The organism is Sphingobacteriaceae bacterium (genome assembly GCA_016715905.1).
GTDB lineage: Bacteria > Bacteroidota > Bacteroidia > B-17B0 > Aurantibacillaceae > Aurantibacillus.
The window spans coordinates 340,186-358,440 of record JADJXI010000003.1 but is presented as its reverse complement, the minus strand read 5'-3'; the positions used below and the strand labels follow the sequence as shown (position 1 = coordinate 358,440).

Sequence of the window (18,255 nt, the reverse complement as noted above, 5' to 3'; positions counted from 1 at the left end):
CCCGGAGGGCTTGACCTTGCTAAGCTTGGAACACCGACTTACATTTGCGGCTCTTTTTTTATTTGATTAATGTAGCCGCGAGCCTCATTCTTCAGTTTGCTGACTTTATTTATTTATGTTTATTACTTACAACATGAATTATTCTGTTGTATCGGAGGACACTTTACAGACCCATAACTACAGAACACACAGCAGTCACCTGCTTTTGGTTTAATAACTTCTTTGCATTTTTCGCATTGATAGAAAAACTGACAGGCATCTGTAGGCATTTCTTCTTCCTTTTTATGAGAACAAACGGGGCAAGTGATTGTTGATTTTGTAATTATTTCCATTGCTATTTTTCATTTGTAGATGATACTGTATAACCCGTTGAATTTATTGCGGATTCGATTTCTGTAATATTGGTTTTTGTATTATCAAATTCAATGATTGCATTACCCTGTTCATAAGAGGCTACAACACTAATGATGCCTTTTAATTTATTCACTTCATGCGATACATGTTCCTCACAACTGGAGCAGGTCATACCAGAAATTGAATATTCAACCTTACGGATATTTGATTTATCAATAATTAGTATCTCCTTATCTGGACTTGAATAGAATATTTTTGCGTAATAGGGAAATGCAATCATCAGGATAGCGAATATCGTAGCAATGAAGAGAAATTTTTTACTCTGAATGAATTTTGGCTTTTCATCTTCTTCACAATCGCAGTCAGGTTTTTTCATCGGTTTTAATTTTTGATACCAGGCAAAACCAAGCACCAAAATCGTAATGCCTATCAGGTATGGTCTGAATGGTTCAACCCATGAGAAAGTTGCGGCTGCGCCACTGGTACCTGCAATTAATGCCAACACCGGAGTAATGCAACAAAGGGATGCTGCTATTGCGGAAAGAATCCCCGCTCCTAAGAATTTGCCCTGCTTCATAACTATACTGGAATAACATTCGACTGACGAATGAATTTGAAAAACGGTTTAAGGATTTTAATGTGTTCTTTTTTTAGCGAGTAATAGATGGTTTGTGCTTCACGTCTTGTAATAAGAATATTCCCATCTTTTAGTTTTCTCAAATGTTGAGAGACAGCCGGAATACTCATACCAAGAATATCACTTAAATCACAAGGACATAATTCATTTTCTTCTTCGAGCAAAAAGAGAATCTTAAGTCGTACTTCGTTTCCGGCCAATTCCAAGACCTTCGCTAAATTTTCAAAGGCTTTTAAATTTGTTTTCAATAATTCTTTGCAGTCTTTAATCTGTGTTGGATCTGCAAATTGCCTGATACATGTATTACCTTCCATATCACAAAGGTAGATATATTTTCATATTTAAGCAAATACTTAAATACGAATATGCTGTGTGTTGGAGGTTATAGCGCCTGCGGCAAGCTGTGGGAGAAGTGGCTGCAATGAGAGAATGAAGCGAAGTGCAACGTAGCGAAATGAACGGATTGCGGACACTTGTGCAGCTTTAGCGAGCCGTCCTGCGAGTGGAGCCGAGGGTGGGAGCCTGGGAGCAGCGACCTTAGAAGCTGCGGAGGCGACCTATGTTGCAAGTGTGGCAAATAAATAAAGACCGCGAAGCGACCTTAGTTTATGCCACACGATAGACAACACAAGGCAGGTGTTGGCGCATTAGCGATAGCTTGTGGGATGAAATGCGCCAATGCCTGACGCAGCCCGAGGCGACCAGCAGGCGAGCCAAATTATTGGCAGCCGGTGGATTGACAAGCTACTGAAATGAATGGAATGAGGATTGCCCAGTGAATGAGCACCGCTATTTAAAATTTATTTTGCGAATGAACGGGCAACCGCAATGCAATGAATGAAGTGGCTTGGCAGGACACTGGAGGCTGCCGTGAGGAAGAGGGAGGAACGCAAAAAGCATGACAAGCTTGCGATAGCAACCCGAAGGGCATTGCCACTTTTGTTTATGCCTTTAAAACATATACTCTAAAACAAATGTGGCAATGGCTTGGCGTGATTTTTTGCTGACGACCGATGACGAACACCTTATAACCTGTGGGTGGGATAAGAATATTAATTTACTCGTTTTTAATTATTGACTTTAAAAATACTTTCAGTGGATTAAGAATTTCAGAATTCAAATCCCATAATTCTGGATTAATCCTGTCCTTATCTTGTTTACTTCTTTTGCCCTCCATCATGTATATATACCAACCAATTCTTTCCTTTTCAAGTTTCGGGTTCTCTTTAACATATGTTGGTCTATCACTATCATTTAAAGCAATAAGACTTTCTGCATAATCATGTAAACATTTGTAAAAATTCTTCCCGTTGGTGCAAATTATAGACTGCAGAATTGTTTCTAGATTTCCGTCAATTTCATTTGTAGGTATAAGAAAATATTTAAAATCCGTTGATTTTTTAAGTTCCTCCATATGTTTTGATCTCGCTTCGATACCGCCTGGTGGGTTAACGTGATGCTTTGTATCAGCGTCTATTAAAAAAACACTCTCAACACCTAATCTTGAATCAACATCATTTATCTGTTTAAGAACTGCATTTATTTTTGTTGAGTCAATTCCACCGTGCCCCTCTTGAGTAGTAAACGTCCCAACAGAAAGGTATATTTTTTTATGTTCGGAATAATGCGCTTGTAATTTTCTAATATCAATACTTAATTTATATCCAAACATCGCTTCTAATAAATGAATGACAAATAGGAAGTCACCTTTACCCTCCACATATAACTTTATTGTCCTCATATCTTTCCGCCTCTAACTTCTAAACCATGTTCGTCTGAATAAAGCATATTCTCATAATCTCTTACAATCGGTACTATAGCATCCGTTTTAGTATGAAGTTCAAAAGTAATTGTCCTAGATTTTTCCCTACAACACTCGAATTGACTTTCTTGAAGCACCTCCCAAAAATATTTTATGCATTCGTCATTATGTGTAGTACAAAAAATTTGAACGTCATATTCCTTGGCAGTACTTAAAATAACCTTCCAAAATTCTTTAAATCTACTATAATGTATTCCCGCATCAATTTCATCAATCATGAGGCGTTTTCCTTTAGAAGCATGCAACTGAACCAATATTCTGAACAGTTTATTTGCGCCTTCTCCAAAATCATTTAAGGATGATCCATAATCAACCCCATTAATTTCTTCCTCGATTTTAATAGTGTCAGTTTCTGGATCTATAGAAATATCAACTATTTCAGGAATGAATGTTTTCATTTGTTCTATGAAATCGCCCCTTAATCCTCTTTTTGAACCAATTTCACTATGATAAATTGAGGCGAGCTTGTCGAAATATCCTTTTCCAAATGGAACATAAGGTATTTTACTTAGCTTTTGAGGATCGCTAAAATACTTTTCCATCTCTTGTATTGATTCACTTAGGTAAACATTACCTGCCCCTGTTTCAATTGCCAAATAATTTTTAGGATCTAATTTTTCAACTTCATATTTTGCAAATAGCTCTTTTAATGTCGGGTACCTAAGCTTATATGACCAATATCGCCTGCCTTCTTTGAAATTGAACCCTAATCCTATATCTTTTGACTTACGATTTATCAAAGACTCGATTAATTGATAATCGCTATTTTTTTCAGCATTATTATTACGTTGCCTCTTGGCATAAAGAAAATTAAAAATACATTGATCAGGATTCGAAGAAAATAGAAGTGCTTCCAAGATGGTTGTTTTTCCTGAATTATTATCTCCAAGGATTAAATTAAATTGACCAACATTCTGAATTTCTATATTCTCAAATTTCCTAAATGCAATTACCTGTATGTTTCTTAAATGATCTGCAGGATCAATGCTAAATTGAACTGGAACATCTGAAAGCAATGCTAATTCTTCTTTAGTCCAGTCAAAATTAGAATCCTTGAATGGAAAATTATTCCTTTTAAATTCTTCATTAAGTTTGAGAATATATTCATCGATTGAAGTCTTTGGTTGATTTAACCACATGCCTTTAGCCCATCTTTCTTTTAAGAAAACCGCAATCTCATTTGATGAACAATTAGAAAGGCAATAAGCATAATAATCCACTCTTGCAGTATTGCTTATTCTGGACTCAACTTCTTTACTCAACTCAATTACTTCGTGAGTATTACCTATAATTATATGAGCAACAAGAATGGATTGTAATAGTTCCAATTGTATTTCACTTGTTGAGATTTTAAAATCAGTATCGCTATTTATTGTTTGAATTCTTTTTGAATAACTTATTTTTTCATTATGATCATTGGACTGAAAAATAAATCTACCACACCATAATAATTCGTCATAAACATTAGCCTCGTCTTTTGATCGTTCAATATGAGCCAATATATATTTTTGTGGATATTGAGGAATCTCCAAAGCATTTATTTTTCTCCCCCATGCCTCAATTGCAAATTTAAATTGTTTTGTTTCAAAATATAATTCACCAATAACTTCCCATAAATCTAAATCATGTTCTCTTGCAATCGACTCAAGGATTAAAGCAAATTCACGCTTCGTTTCCAACGAGGTTATGTTGCTTACAGTACTCTTTAAGGTTTTAATTAATTCAGGGAACCAATTAATATCACGAAGTACATCATGCAACACATGTCTTAAATCATACAATTTAGTAAGGGCTGATCTATCAATCTTAACATCTTTCATTAAATGTGCAATTAACACCCTTAATTCTTGCTTATGGCCACTTAAAGTTTTTGTTGGAGAATTTAAGAGTTGTCCCCAATTTTTGCCATTAAAGAATGCCTTTGAAGCCTCTTTTAAATTTTTAGCTTTAACGAAATGACTACCTGCCGCATCCCAATTTCCCTTGATAATCTCTTTATGCCCTAAACAACTATTTGCCTCTTCAACTTTGCCAAGCATTAAAAAAACATTTGAAGCAACAATTAGTCGCGCAACGTTTTTATCAATAATGCCTTGTTCCATATCAACCTTTGCATTTTGTAATGCCTCATCAGGCGAACTATCTTGAATGTTTTGCAACCCTGTTTCAGGTTTAATTGGCAAAACTTCATTAATATCTTGATATTCTTCCCATCTTTTTACTTGAGTTGGGATATTCAATAACGGTTTCCAAAATTTTTCACAACCATTATCACTATCTATGACTATTAGTTCATTTTGCGCTCTAGTTATGGCAACATATAACTTATTAAAAAAGAACTTTTTCTTAAAATCATACTCAACAGTTGACCATTTTAATTCACCAAATTCTTTTATGTAGTAATCAGCAAACCCATATACTACGACTTGAGAATACTCTGCCCCTTTAGCGTCAATACTGCTTTTAATATCAACGAACTTTTCGAAAAGCAAATTTTGTGTTTTAATATACTCCACCTCTTCATTTAAATCAACCGGCACTATAAATGATTTGTACTTAAACTTTTCCTCAAATTTGGTTCTTATACCTTCAGAACTTAACCACTCAATAGAATGAGCTATAGGAATTGATGCATTGAGATTTTCCCTTTTGGCAAATTGTTTTATTACAACATCTTCTTTTAAAGCCTCTTTTCTGAAATTCTGAATTATATTTGCTAATCGAACAATTGGCAACAATGAGCGATAATTATATTCAGGATTATAGGTGGATCTTGTTTTGTCATATTTAAAATTAGCATCTTCAAATGCTTCGTAATACATCTGATGCAAGCGTGTGTCAGAAAAACCTGTAGGACTTACTGTTTGCAATGCATCACCCGCAAAAACAATTGGCACTTGATTAATCTCTGTCAAATCATATTTAATAAATTCAGAAGATTGAATTATTAAGCGAAGTTCAATCCTGCTAAAATCTTGAGCTTCATCACAAAAAACTACTGTGTATTGTTTTGGGATTGGCCCCGGAAAATATTCGCGAATTTTTCTGACAATTGTAATTTTGTCCCACCAACCATCTTCAATTAATTTATCATAGAATGACAAATAATTGGTAACTATTTGGTCGAAATTATCGGGGCTAACAATACGAAATTTAGATGGAATTCCGTTGACTTCATCAGTATACTTTGCTACAGTATTAATATTATTAAATTCAAAATAACCATATACATAGGTCGAAATTACAAACCAAACTTCTTCGGCCGAATGTTTACGATTTATAAATCTAGCATTAAATTTATCCTTGAATTTTGCAAAGTCTAAATATTTTTCATCGCCAAATTGCTGCCTTACGTCATCGGGTAAAATCCCCATCAAGAAACTCCTGAATGATGAGAAATGATTTCTAATATTGTTACGTTCCTCTATTGATAAACCAGCGTTAAACTCTGGGTTATTACTAAGCAAACCAATTATTGACTTGCAAGTATGTTCCAATAGCTTATCGTTTTCAGTTAAAAAAATAATATCACCAGATACCTGGCCCGCACATTTATAAAAATATACATTGGCAAACAAATAGTATAACATTGTGGATTTACCACTACCTGCTTGACCATTTATATATGCAGGGAACTCAAAATTATTTAGAAAATGTACTTGCTCTGGTAAAAGGGATAAATTATTTGAACCATCAAATCTTTGTATTGCAAACCATAACTCATCATTATCATTAGTGACAATCCATTTTGGGTATGCTCTAAATGCATCTTTGCTGATATTTAAAACATCTCCTTTAACTTTCCCACCTTCTTTGCTTAAATTACTTATTGCCTTTTCCCATCTCTCTTTTTGTTCCTTTAAATGAGCTCCATCATATAGAATAATTTTTCTTCCACCAGCATCATTAAACTGACTGTAAATAATTCCAACATTAAATGGTTCGTAGATTGCGCTATAAATTTGTTCATCCTGATCAAGAAGATTTTGAATTACTTTAGAATTTTTGTTTGGCTCCAATATTGCCCTTAAAGTGTCACGGAAAAAAATAACATGCTTTTCTTGTAAGCCATCTATCGATCTATTGTTTGAATAAAGTACCCAAGCTTCTCTTTCATAAATATCAAAATTTAAAGAGATTTTAAAATCCGAAAGCCATTTTGTAAGGTCAGTAGGCAATGGGAGTTTTTTCTTATCATTAAGTTTGAAAGCAGCGATATACTCTTTCTTAAACAAAGTCATTTCCTCATTAGGTAATGGATTTTGAGAAAGCCAGTCTCCCGATCTCAATATTGGGTGAGTTACACTACCCCAGAAGTAATCAAAACCTTTTTTAGAAATAAAATCTCTTACAAATAGAACGTGAACGCGGTCATCGTTTATTTCTATCCACTCAGATTGTATTATTATTCTGCACGTAAGCGCTCCATGAAATTTCAATACTAAAATCCCTTTCGTGTATGAATCAATTGAATTTAACAATTCAGGTTTGTCAATAAAACGAAGCTCTGCAATTTTTTTATAAATGTGCTGTTTCTTAGATTCGTCTACAGCCTTTTCAAAAGCCTTTGTATAATGGATGAAATTCATTTTATATTATTTTTTTTATCTTAGTTTACATCTATTTTTTTCATGTTTGATTCAGGGACAAAATACAAGTCGCGTTTTGGTCTTGAACAAGCTACATACAGCTTATTTTTTGACACTGCCGGCAAATCGCGCAAGGTATTGGTACTAAATTTCTCTTGTGTTGTTCTATTCAACACGACACATACTGTATTGTATTTATCTTCCCCCTTGCAATCGCCCCAATTTTTAGAATAGCAGTTATAAGCGTAGTGTTTTTGATAAAACAGTTTAATAATTTCATTGTCTGAAAGAATTGTTTGTGCTTCACTTTCATCACTTACAACATTGATACTAACTGCATCTGTTCGGTGCGATTCAATATTTATCCCAATGGACTTTGTAATAAACTCGCAGACCGTTGGACTACACCTATAACTCTTGTTGAGTGTTGTTGTATCTACTTTCAAGCCCATTTGGGCGAATTGTGCCTGATACTTTGCATAATCGTCATGCAGCGTTTTATTAACTATACCGTCTCGACTTGTATCAAAAGTGTGCTGATAAAAATCACCAACCATTAAAATATTAATATCTGCTTTTGCTAAACTTTTAATAAAATTGAAATCATTACCTGCAAAATCCTGAATCTCGTCAATGTAAAGGTACTTGTAGTATTTTTTTAGCCTTGCATTAATATCGTCCAATACTTTATTTTCTTGCAAAAATTTTGATATGCGATTGCTATACAACCTTCCTCCATTTGTAATATACCGGGCTTCATTTTTCGCATAATTATTGGCGTTGGGCTTATAAAATATTCCTTTTGTTCTATAAGTAGCAGTAAGAAACGGCTTGTAACAAAAACTATGAATAAAAGTAAAGTAAGAAAGGAGTTTAATGTTTGCAGGAAAGTAACCGAACTTTTTTAATATGCTTGTTCTAATGTTGTCTAGGTTGCTGGTAGTATAGGTAACAATCAATACAGGATCAGTCAAATTTAATTGATTAATAATATGGGTTGTTTTACCCGAACCTGCTACTGCAAATATTACACTTTTATCCATTTAATCGCGTCTTCAATATATTTTGGAACATTAAGATCAGCTGCTTTCTTTTCAAGTAGTTCTAAAGCTACACCCGCTTTGTTTTTAAGCATGTATTCCTGAACTGATAATGTTTTACGGCCAGCACTAAATAGACCATCACAGATAGCCTTGTTGTCTTGGTATATGCAAATTTCAAATGTTGATCTCGTGTTATCAGAATCACCAAAGACCTTTATGTAGTCTTCTGTATATTCGGTGAATAAATCAATACAATTATCCTGATACTTCCCATCGTTATCGCGAATTACAACTGTTTTTATTTTTAATTGCTTTGCAACATCAAGGTATCTTTTAAAACTTGTGCCGCCAACTGACAGTATATGTACTCCTGAATTTGCTAATTCTTCAGACAGTACCTTTCTGTAGAACGCTTCCATCAAAATAAATTCAGCATCACCTTCAACAAGAATTACTTTTTCAGAAAGTATAAAATCTAGAATATTATTTTCCGGAGCCTTTATAAAAAACTTTGCTGTGCTCTCAGGAAGATTTTGAAGTTTAATGGGGATATTTGAATTGCTGTTGAGAAGAATTGACTTACGCAAATCCAATCTTGAGCTAATCATATTGCTATGAGTTGAAATAAAAAGTTGCTTTTCAGTGGATTCATTTATTTTTAAAATCAGCCTTTTCATATTTATATGGCTGAGATGATTTTCGGGTTCTTCAATTAAGACGAAATCAAGGTTCTTTTCTTTTTTGTTTAAGGCAAATTCTGTTTTAATAAAGCATTGTTTGCCCTTACCTTTATTGTCAATACTAATTTCGTCTTCGCAAAGCGTTAAATCAGTTTCGAGATTTGCTTTGGAATTATTCTTCAAGGAAAAATTATACTCTGTAAGCTTTGCGTTCAAATTAGTGAGAACATTTGTTTTAAAGCCATCCTTGTGTTTCCGATATTCATTTTGATGTTTGTTCTTTTCCACAATATCTGCGTAGCTATTGTACATATCCTTAACAAATTCCTTAATTGCATATTCACTACTTATAAGAGAATTGTCAATCAATAAATGCTTAACATATCTTCTGTAACCAGTAAATCCTTCGCCTTGAAAAGTGTTAAATTTTATACTGTAATATTCGAACGGAAAATTTGTTTCAGGCTGTAGGAGGATCTCTTTTATCTCTTTGCTTAAATCATCATTTGGCGAACATTCAAGACGTAAGCCATCACACATCTTTCGTTCAGAATTGAAATTACCGTTTAGGTCCGCATTATTTTGTTCATTTAAATAAACTTCAATAAACAATACAGGTAATTCTTCAATTTTCTTTTCCGTTTGCAAATATTCCCTTATCACATCAGAATTGAATAAACTTTCAAGGCCAGCACTTTCTACCTTGTGTGTACTGCCGCTAAGCACTAAATTAATTGCAGATAGAACTGAGCTTTTACCTGACTCATTATCGCCAACGAGAATATTGATGTCAGGCGCAAAATCAATTGACAGCGATTTAAAGCGCTTAAAGTTCTGTAGTTTTATTTTTTCAATGCTTTTCATTTAGTGAATTAATTAGATTCAATAATTTTTATTTCTTCATCTGAAAGTTTATACAAGCCATAAACTATCTCATCTAGTTCCTTTTCAATTTTATCGACATTACTATTTTCTATTGTTTTCATTTCTAATAATTTATTCACCAATACCTTTATCCGCTCTTCGTCTTTTTTTTGAGCTGTTGGAATAAATATTTGTCTAATATCGTTTAAGGTTAATTGTGTAAAATCATCTTTTTTTGCGGAAGCCGACCCCTTAGTTTTCAAATAAGATATGAGTTTTGAATTGATAATTGCAAGTAACAAGTAAGGAGTGTATTTACTGTTAGTAATTTTGAACGTATATATATCCTTCTTAGTAACGAATTTTTCGTTAGTAATAGATGCCATTATTCTGAACTGTCTATTTACTATTCTACGAATTAAAATTCTTTCTCCCCTAAAAAAGTCGAAGGATGATGGTTTTTCCTTAAGATTGTCACCGTAGTCAATAAACTGGAAATTGTCAGGCTCAATAAAGTATCTATCCAATTTACCAATGAATACAGGCTCTTGACCTTTTTTCTGCTTTTCTGAATATTCAGTCTTATCGGCTAAAATACCTCTGACAGACTTGGTAACATCTTCAATTTTCACAGTAAATTGGTTTAGCTTTGATAATAAGGAACGGGATGTATTATTAAAAACAATTTTCAACTCAGGATCATTTTGCCATTCTTGCTTTTGAATTGTATCAAGTTTTAAAGAGTTTAAAATTTCATAATCAACTTTTTCCCTCGGTTCAAATTCATACACATTAGATATTTCACTTGAAAAGTTTTTAGAAAAGGAATAAATGCCAGTATCAACGTATGCATCTGTAAAAACATCATAAGGTAAGGTAATCCCAAGATTTAAATGAGCTTTATCATGTATTAGTTTTCTTGTTTTAAAGTATTTTTCACCTGTAAGCCAAAATATTGGTGTAATAAATGAAATATTTCCGACAGTGTTTGTAATATTAATTCCCTTTTCAATAAACATTGTATAAATATCATCTGTGGCTTTATAATAATTAAATATTATTTGTTTTTCCTGTTGTTCAAAATTGACACCGTAAGGAGGATTTCCAATTACAACATCAAAACCATTGAAATTACCCTCTTTATCTAAAACTTCCGGAAACTCAAATCTCCACTCAAAAGCATTTTCGTAAATCTTGTTATTCTCAATATCCTTTAGCTCTTGCTCTATTTTATTTATTTCATCGGTTAATTTCTTGACTTTTTCTTTCTCCAATTTTACGCCACCTTTTTTCATTTCAATATCTAATTCCAACTTTGGTGATACTGTTTTTAAAAAAAGTTCTTCTTTTAATTTGGATAAGCGTTTTTTTCGTGGGTCGTTTGTGCCAATTTCTGTTCTGAAATCTTTTTTAATAGTATCGATTAATTCTTCAAGCTTTCGTTTTTCTTCTTTGTTTTCGGCTTCGTGATAGGAATGAACTGCAATTTTATATGTCTCGATGTTCCATTTACCTTTAAGTGCTTTTTTAAGGTCGGAATCGAGCGGAAAACGGCTTATTAAAGAGTTACCACATTTGATATTGATATCAATGTTTGGTAAAGTTTCCAGTTCAGTAAATTTGCTTTCTTCGGTGTAATACGCATTTTTTAATAGTTCAATCCATAAACGTAAACGGCATATTTTAACTGAGTTTGGATTGATGTCAACACCAAATAAACTGTTTTCAATGATGGATTCTTTTTCATGAAACAATGTTTTTTGGACACGTTGAGTTTCTTTTGTAATGGAATTTGTTGTTACAGAGTATTCGAAAATTTCGGTATTGTCATTGTATGTAACGATTAATTCATCGTTTTCGATTTTCACTTCATAGCCTGTTAAACGTAAACCTTCTTTATCAGCTAGAATGCCTAGCTCGGCTTTGATGGCTATTACTTCATTTAATGCGGAAACTAAAAAGTGCCCGGAACCAACCGCAGGGTCACAAATTTTAAGCTCATTGATTACTTTATTAAATTCTAAAATATCTTTTGCCTTGAATTTGCTTGCTATAAAGTTTTTAAGGTCATCGAAAGTTTCGCAATCAATTTTATATTGCTCGTTGAATTTTTGTATTACCGAACGCCTGATGGTTTCGCGACACATATACATGGTAACAAAACCGGGAGTAAAGAATGAACCATCTTTATAACCATTTATTTTTTCAAATATTAAGCCGAGTACCGAGGCGTTAATTAAGTTTTTGTTTTGCTCTTGTATTTCTTCAGAACCTTCGGATGTAAAATCATAAGCATCTAAAAAATCAAACAGGTATTGCAATGTTGTAAGTTCACCTGTTTTTCTTTTACCGCTTTCGTTTTTAAGAACTGTAGTTGATGTTAATTTTAATTCAAGGCGATTGTCAAGCCCGCTTATGTCAAATGTTTGTCGTTCTAATTCGGTGCGCTCAAACAATGAACTATTGAGGTATGGAACACGTTTGAATTTTTCTTTTAAATGTTCTCTGCGTTTTGATTGTCGTTCGGCTAGCACCTGAAAAAACAAATTGCTTAGTTCATCAAAATCGTGAATAGTTTTATGGTTAAGAAATATGTAATCGGCATTTCCCTTATGGTATTTGAATAATTGCGCTTCAAGAAGTTTCAAAAATAGTATGCGGTTTATCCATGTGATTGAAAGTTCTAATGCCACATTGAACAATTGATCTTTTTTAGTATCACCAAATGTTGAAAGATTGGTGATGCCTCTTAAGCTATCCTTATCCTCTAACTTCATTATGGTGTTTTCCAAGATTGAAGCGGGGTCTTGTTTTTCTTTACGCTTTATTAATTTTTTACTTCCTTCTTTTACTTCTTCGAGACCAATGATGTGCAATAGCTCAGAATAGAATTTAGTATCTAAGGTATTACTATCATTCGCGAATGGTTGCTTTAATAAATGGACTGGGGATAGTAATTTGTAAAGGGCAATTAATTTGTTGTCGTCTTTTTTATCTTCGTTTGTAATTATGTTTTCGAATGCTCTTAGGTCAAAATAAGTGCAATCTAATTTTTCCGTAATTGTTTCTAAAAAAGGTTTTGCAATACTTTCGTAAAAGAATTTTGTATCGTTACCACTCAGTTTCCAGTTTTCAAAATCCTTTTTCAGCTTTAGGTTGCGGAATACATTTTTCTCAAACCAAACTTCATCAATTATAAACCACTCGTAAATATTGGTAACTACCAAATATTTTATATCGATGTTGTTGTGTTCAATTCTCTCACGCAGGTAATATAAAACCAATTCATGTAAGGCTTTTGCATTTGGCTTTGCCTCTGTCATCATTTCGCTTTTGTTAGAGGGTTTTTTAACCTCTAGGATAACGCCAACTGGTTCTTTGGTAGTTTTACCTGTATGAATAACTAAATCTTTCCTATCCTTTGTATTTATTTCGTTGGTTTCTTTGTACCAGGTATCTTTTAGGAAATCAGAAATAACGTTTTTTAAATGTTCTTCGCTTTCTTGTTCATCAATTTTACCAATTAGGGTAGAAAGATTTTTTTTGAATAACTCAATATTATCCCTGCTCACTTTTTCTTTTAAGTAAGCTTTGTTAAGCGCCTGTTTTGGGTTATATATATTTAGTTTCATTTAAGCAGCTTTAAATCTTTTCTATCAATTCTGTTTTAATAAACTCGTAGGCTTTTTGGTTATCATACTCTACACCTGGGCGAAGGATTACATGAATATCATTTGTAAACTCTTTGTCCTGCATTTTTTCTTCCATGTTCAATAAAAATTCTTTTTGCGTTGGCGGTTGCGGGACAGATTTTTTCATATACTCGTTGTAACAAGTAATTAATTTATCAGTATCTATTTTTGCGTTTTGATATGCCCAATACAAATCAAATAAATCACGTCCTTTTCTCCTTTGATACAATGCTCTCAGTTTTGTACCTAATAATTCTTCTAATTGATATGAAACAATGGTGTTGCTACTTTCAAACCAAGAATTTTTAACAACGTGCTGAATATCCTGATATCCTAATACTGTAAAATGTTCTATACAATTAATTTCAATTTTCAGTTTCATTTTTACCACCGGTTCAATTTCCGTATCGAATGTGTAAACGATGGTGTTGTTAAATTTCTTGGGCTTTACTGTTCTTTTTTGACCAAGGAAACTTAAACGTTCTCGAATTTTTTTTAATATCGGACCAATTGGTTCAGCTGTTATTTGAACAAGGTCAATATCCTCAGAATATCTTACCTGCGGTTTTAAGAATAGTTTATGTAATGCTGTTCCTCCTCTGAACGCAAGATTTTTCCGAATCATATCATCCGAAAATAAATCTGCTAATGCCCGTTCAATTACCAAGTCTTGTTCAACTTGTGAATCATCAGGCCATGGCGCAAATTCTTTCCACTCTTCTATATATCGTCTTGGTATCATAAATCGCTTTCAATTTGTATATTCTGAATTACTTTCCACTTGTCATCAACTACACCTTCTTTTGTTTTATTTAAAGCCAATGGAACCAACTGATGTTTTCTTTCAGTAACTATTTTTAATAATGGCTCCGCCAGTTTTTCGTTATGCAATTCTTTATCGAGTAAAAAGCCCAGGCGTTGTATTGCTGAAACCTGAGGATAGTTTTTTGCGGTTTTTGTAAGGGTGGAAATTTTTATTTCCTCCATCAGTTCTTGTATTATGGTAACAATCCTGTTGATACCAAAACTATCCATGTAGTAAAACAAATCCAATGCTGTTAATTCAGGTGTCGAAACATTAATGTATCCGGCATCCGTTTTTTTCTGAATGATATCTTCATCCGACCACTGTTTTTTGACGAAGAAGTTAATTTTAAGTTTTTTGTTTTTGATGTTACGCAATGCCGGTTTTTCTGTAACAATAAAATATTCCATTGGCTGCTGATGAGAAGCGCCATGCAATGCCGCTGCAGAAAGCAATCCGACATAATATCTTTTGTTCAGTGATTTCATTAAATCGTCAACAAACAAATTAACCGGTATCATTCCACGATTGGAATATTCAGGAGTAATAATGGCGTAAAATCCTTTTCGGATTTGTGCAATCATTTTTTTTGTTTTCAAGCGATACAATGCTTGATTTAATGCTTTATCAGAAATATCGAATTGATTTTTTGCTTCGGACCAAGTAAAGGAATATCTACCCTTAGAGCGAATTTTATTTATAAAATCCTCTAAGTAGTTATAAGTAACGGTGTTTTCCCTGTGCATATTTTATTTGCGTTGTACTACTAAAAGCGTAGTTAAAAGCAAATATAATAAAAATGGTGCAATATGAAGCATTTGCGTTTAACTACGGAAATCGTAGTAAATAGCAAACAAATTATTATACTAGTTCAGTTTCAGAGGCTGCAATAGCTAAAAATCAAAGGAATAAACGTGAGCAAGTTTTGCTCGGATAAAAGGAATATGAGCAAAAATTTGAAAAATTTGCTCATATTCAATTTTGGCCCTTCGACCCTTCGGTAAACTCAAGGCGGGCAGCTCAGGGTGACACCTTTGCAGTCTTGCAGACCCATATATAAGGGTCTGCAAACTTGCAAAAGTGCTATTTTACACAATATCAATATGTTGCTATTCAGGGTCTGCAAAGAATAAACCACCTTTTACAAGCCATGAAAAACCAAAAGCCATTACTGCAATTGTCTCTAACCAGAAAATCGGCTTAAGAACAATCAGAGGATCGGTGATTGAATCAGGCAGGGCAAAATATAGAATCAGTAAGCCAACGCAGATAAGAATTATGTACCCGGCAGCTTTGTAGATTTTGTTCCTGATGAGTTTTTGAGGTGTTGGCGTAGTTTCTCCTTTTGTAAAAAGAAACAAGCTCATAAATGCCAGGGAAAGTAAAAACAGACCTGCCGAAATTAAATGAATTGTTCCAACTAAATCAGGAATGAATCTTGAACATTCAATGTTGCATGGTAACATCGGTATTTTAAATGTTGTTGGTAATAATGCCACCATCAAACCAAAAGTACCTGCAAGGAATGTGAGTACACGATCAACAATATCATAACCCTTATATGAGAGCAGGAAAATTGAAAGCGCACACATGTAACCCACAAAGACATCACGCATGATGGTGTGATAATAATTGCTGATGGATGGCTGAATGTAGCAACATGCTGAAAGAATAAACGGACCAATCAGAAGTATAAAAGGCAGTAAAAAGCCTAAAATACCAATGAGTTTACGTACCGTAAGGTACGATAACACCAGTTTGTTTTCTTTTTCGAGTTGTTCGTATTCACGAGCTTCAGCGGGGTCTTGAATTTGACCTTTGCCTCCGAAAACTACTTTTAGTTTGCAGAAGAATTCTTGAATTTTTGTTTTCATGATTTTTGTTTTTTTTAATCTGTTAGGTAATAAATGATTTCTCTATTCTCGGTTTTTTTACAAAGCGTTTTCGCTTTGCCATCACCCACAGGAATAGCGAAGCTATGAGTGATGATTGATTTAAGCCGGGCTTCAACGGTTCTCTCCTTGCAGTTCATTTCTGCGCACAGTTTCTCAATGAAATCTTTTCGAGGCATCGGTTCTGTTAGGAATGCACCAATGAATTCAAGTGTGCTATCTAACGATGCTTTATGATTTCTGCTGTCCATTGTTTCCTGTATAGTGGTGAGGTCTGCAATGACCAATCCTTTTTCCGTATCGGAATATTGTACAAAGAATGGTTCGTGTTTTTTGGAACTTCTGCATTTGAGATAAGCTACTTTAATCAAGTTGGTGTTATGGTTCTCGGCATCTTTTTCAAATCCGATTTGTACCACTGTACTTGCTTTGTTCAAAATTTCGGTTCCTAAATGTCCTCGCGCTTTATCTGTACTTCCCGGGTTTTCGTGAATGAGTGCAAGAAATGTTACATCGTATCGGTTGATGGTTTGATTCATCATGTCAATCAATTTCATACTGTCTTTTGTATCGTTGAAATTGAAAACACAATCGGTAATTACATCCAACACGATAAATAAATGCATTGGAAATTTTTTCCGAATATGATCGATGTACATGTTGAGCATTTCAAAACGTTCTTCACGAGCAAATTCAAGTAGCGAGATATAATCAAAACCGTACGGATGGTCTTGAATAGTGAATCCTGCTTTTAATTGAATTTGCTGTAAAGAATAAGGTAATTGGTCGGAGAGGTTGCGTTCGGTGTCCACATAACACACAGCATAACGACTGAGTAAACTTCTCTTGAATCCTAAAAGGTCGCGATTACTTTCGGGAGTTTTAAGAAGTGCTGCGCAAATAGTTTCTGCCAAGCGTGATTTGTGTACACCGGCTTTGCCCTGAATTACGTTAATGGTTTTCGGAAAGAAAACCGGATTTTCTTTTTGCCACAATATTGGCTGACTAAATGAAATAGGCTTGCCTTTATTTTCTTTGATCTGCTGTTGTGAGGCCAGCAGCCTTGCAAGCTTGGCTTGTTGTGATTCAAGCCTCACCCCTGACCCCTCTCCAGTAGAGAGGGGAGTGTGATTTTTGTTTGGTGGTGCTGGTATATCGATCATCTGATTTTTTATTGATAGTAAGACAATGCCATGAAGTACACTTTGATTTCACCGTTCTCGTATCTAACTGTTGCAACCCAATCTTTGGGTGAACGGTTTTGCAATTCAGTTTCCTGTTTGATACATGATTCTAAATTCATAATGATGAATTTGAAATTGCCTTCATCAATACGAAAAAACAGTTCGGAGAAATAAGATAAGCGCAGCTTATCGAGTTGCAGTTTATCAAATAAACGATTCAACTTTTCTTTATCGGCATTGCTATCGCCTAACATTTTTTTGTAATAGTTTACATTGTTCTCCAATGCTTTTTCATCACGAGCAAGAACTGCTGCAACTTGTTGCAGTAGTTCCGGCCAAGTGAGATCGTTTAAAGTTTCTTTGTACTTATCCATTGCTTCCTCCTTACTTTTTAAATGCTCTAACTAAATGCTGATTTAATAAAGTTTCTACATCTGAAAGTTTGTAGTAGATTTTGTTTCCTACCTGAGAGAAAGAAACTTTTCCTTCATCGCGCCAGGTCTGAGCTGTGCGTTTTGAAATTTTCATCATCAAGAGGAACTCTTGATTATCGATAAAAACTTCATGTGGTTTTTTGTTTTGGTTTTCGATTTTGTTTTTGATTTCATCGATTGAACCTTTCAATTCGGTGAATTGCTCTTTGCTTAAGATTACTGCTTCCATAATTTGTGCTTTTTAATTGTTTATGAAGCA

Annotated in this window: 13 protein-coding genes; all 13 read right to left on the bottom strand. The window is 33.9% G+C overall.

What is annotated here, in order from left to right:
* Positions 1 to 334: 334 nt before the first annotated feature.
* Positions 335 to 931, bottom strand: coding sequence for a mercuric transport protein MerTP (gene merTP, locus IPM51_01900; protein MBK9283054.1), 597 nt, complete (start codon positions 929 to 931; stop codon positions 335 to 337).
* A 2-nt stretch (positions 932 to 933) separates the two neighbouring features.
* Positions 934 to 1,305 (bottom strand): helix-turn-helix transcriptional regulator, encoded by a 372-nt coding sequence (locus tag IPM51_01895; GenBank protein ID MBK9283053.1) that lies wholly within the window; start codon positions 1,303 to 1,305, stop codon positions 934 to 936.
* Between the two features lie 743 nt (positions 1,306 to 2,048).
* Entirely contained in the window at positions 2,049 to 2,732 is a 684-nt protein-coding gene (locus IPM51_01890; protein ID MBK9283052.1) for a hypothetical protein, read from the bottom strand.
* Positions 2,729 to 7,402 carry an ATP-binding protein gene (locus tag IPM51_01885; GenBank protein MBK9283051.1) on the bottom strand — a complete coding sequence of 1,558 codons (4,674 nt, stop codon included), beginning with the start codon at positions 7,400 to 7,402 and terminating at the stop codon, positions 2,729 to 2,731. Before IPM51_01885 ends, IPM51_01890 begins: the two co-directional genes overlap by 4 nt.
* 20 nt (positions 7,403 to 7,422) lie before the next feature.
* Positions 7,423 to 8,445 carry a UvrD-helicase domain-containing protein gene (locus IPM51_01880; GenBank protein ID MBK9283050.1) on the bottom strand — a complete coding sequence of 341 codons (1,023 nt, stop codon included), beginning with the start codon at positions 8,443 to 8,445 and terminating at the stop codon, positions 7,423 to 7,425.
* Positions 8,430 to 9,989, bottom strand: a complete 1,560-nt coding sequence (locus IPM51_01875) for an AAA family ATPase (protein ID MBK9283049.1) — start codon at positions 9,987 to 9,989, stop codon at positions 8,430 to 8,432. Before IPM51_01875 ends, IPM51_01880 begins: the two co-directional genes overlap by 16 nt.
* Positions 9,990 to 9,997: 8 nt before the next feature.
* Entirely contained in the window at positions 9,998 to 13,621 is a 3,624-nt protein-coding gene (locus IPM51_01870; protein MBK9283048.1) for an Eco57I restriction-modification methylase domain-containing protein, read from the bottom strand.
* A gap of 10 nt (positions 13,622 to 13,631) precedes the next feature.
* Entirely contained in the window at positions 13,632 to 14,423 is a 792-nt protein-coding gene (locus IPM51_01865) for a nucleotidyl transferase AbiEii/AbiGii toxin family protein (protein ID MBK9283047.1), read from the bottom strand.
* On the bottom strand, positions 14,420 to 15,232 hold the full coding sequence (locus IPM51_01860; protein ID MBK9283046.1) for a type IV toxin-antitoxin system AbiEi family antitoxin: 813 nt from the start codon (positions 15,230 to 15,232) through the stop codon (positions 14,420 to 14,422). Before IPM51_01860 ends, IPM51_01865 begins: the two co-directional genes overlap by 4 nt.
* Positions 15,233 to 15,595: 363 nt before the next feature.
* A complete protein-coding gene (locus IPM51_01855; GenBank protein MBK9283045.1) occupies positions 15,596 to 16,360 on the bottom strand; it encodes a DUF998 domain-containing protein in 765 nt (254 codons plus the stop codon).
* Positions 16,361 to 16,374: 14 nt separating this feature from the next.
* On the bottom strand, positions 16,375 to 17,541 hold the full coding sequence (locus tag IPM51_01850) for a hypothetical protein (protein MBK9283044.1): 1,167 nt from the start codon (positions 17,539 to 17,541) through the stop codon (positions 16,375 to 16,377).
* 8 nt (positions 17,542 to 17,549) lie between these two features.
* Positions 17,550 to 17,936 (bottom strand): hypothetical protein, encoded by a 387-nt coding sequence (locus IPM51_01845; GenBank protein ID MBK9283043.1) that lies wholly within the window; start codon positions 17,934 to 17,936, stop codon positions 17,550 to 17,552.
* Between the two features lie 10 nt (positions 17,937 to 17,946).
* Positions 17,947 to 18,225, bottom strand: coding sequence for a helix-turn-helix domain-containing protein (locus tag IPM51_01840; GenBank protein MBK9283042.1), 279 nt, complete (start codon positions 18,223 to 18,225; stop codon positions 17,947 to 17,949).
* Between the last annotated feature and the right edge of the window lie 30 nt (positions 18,226 to 18,255).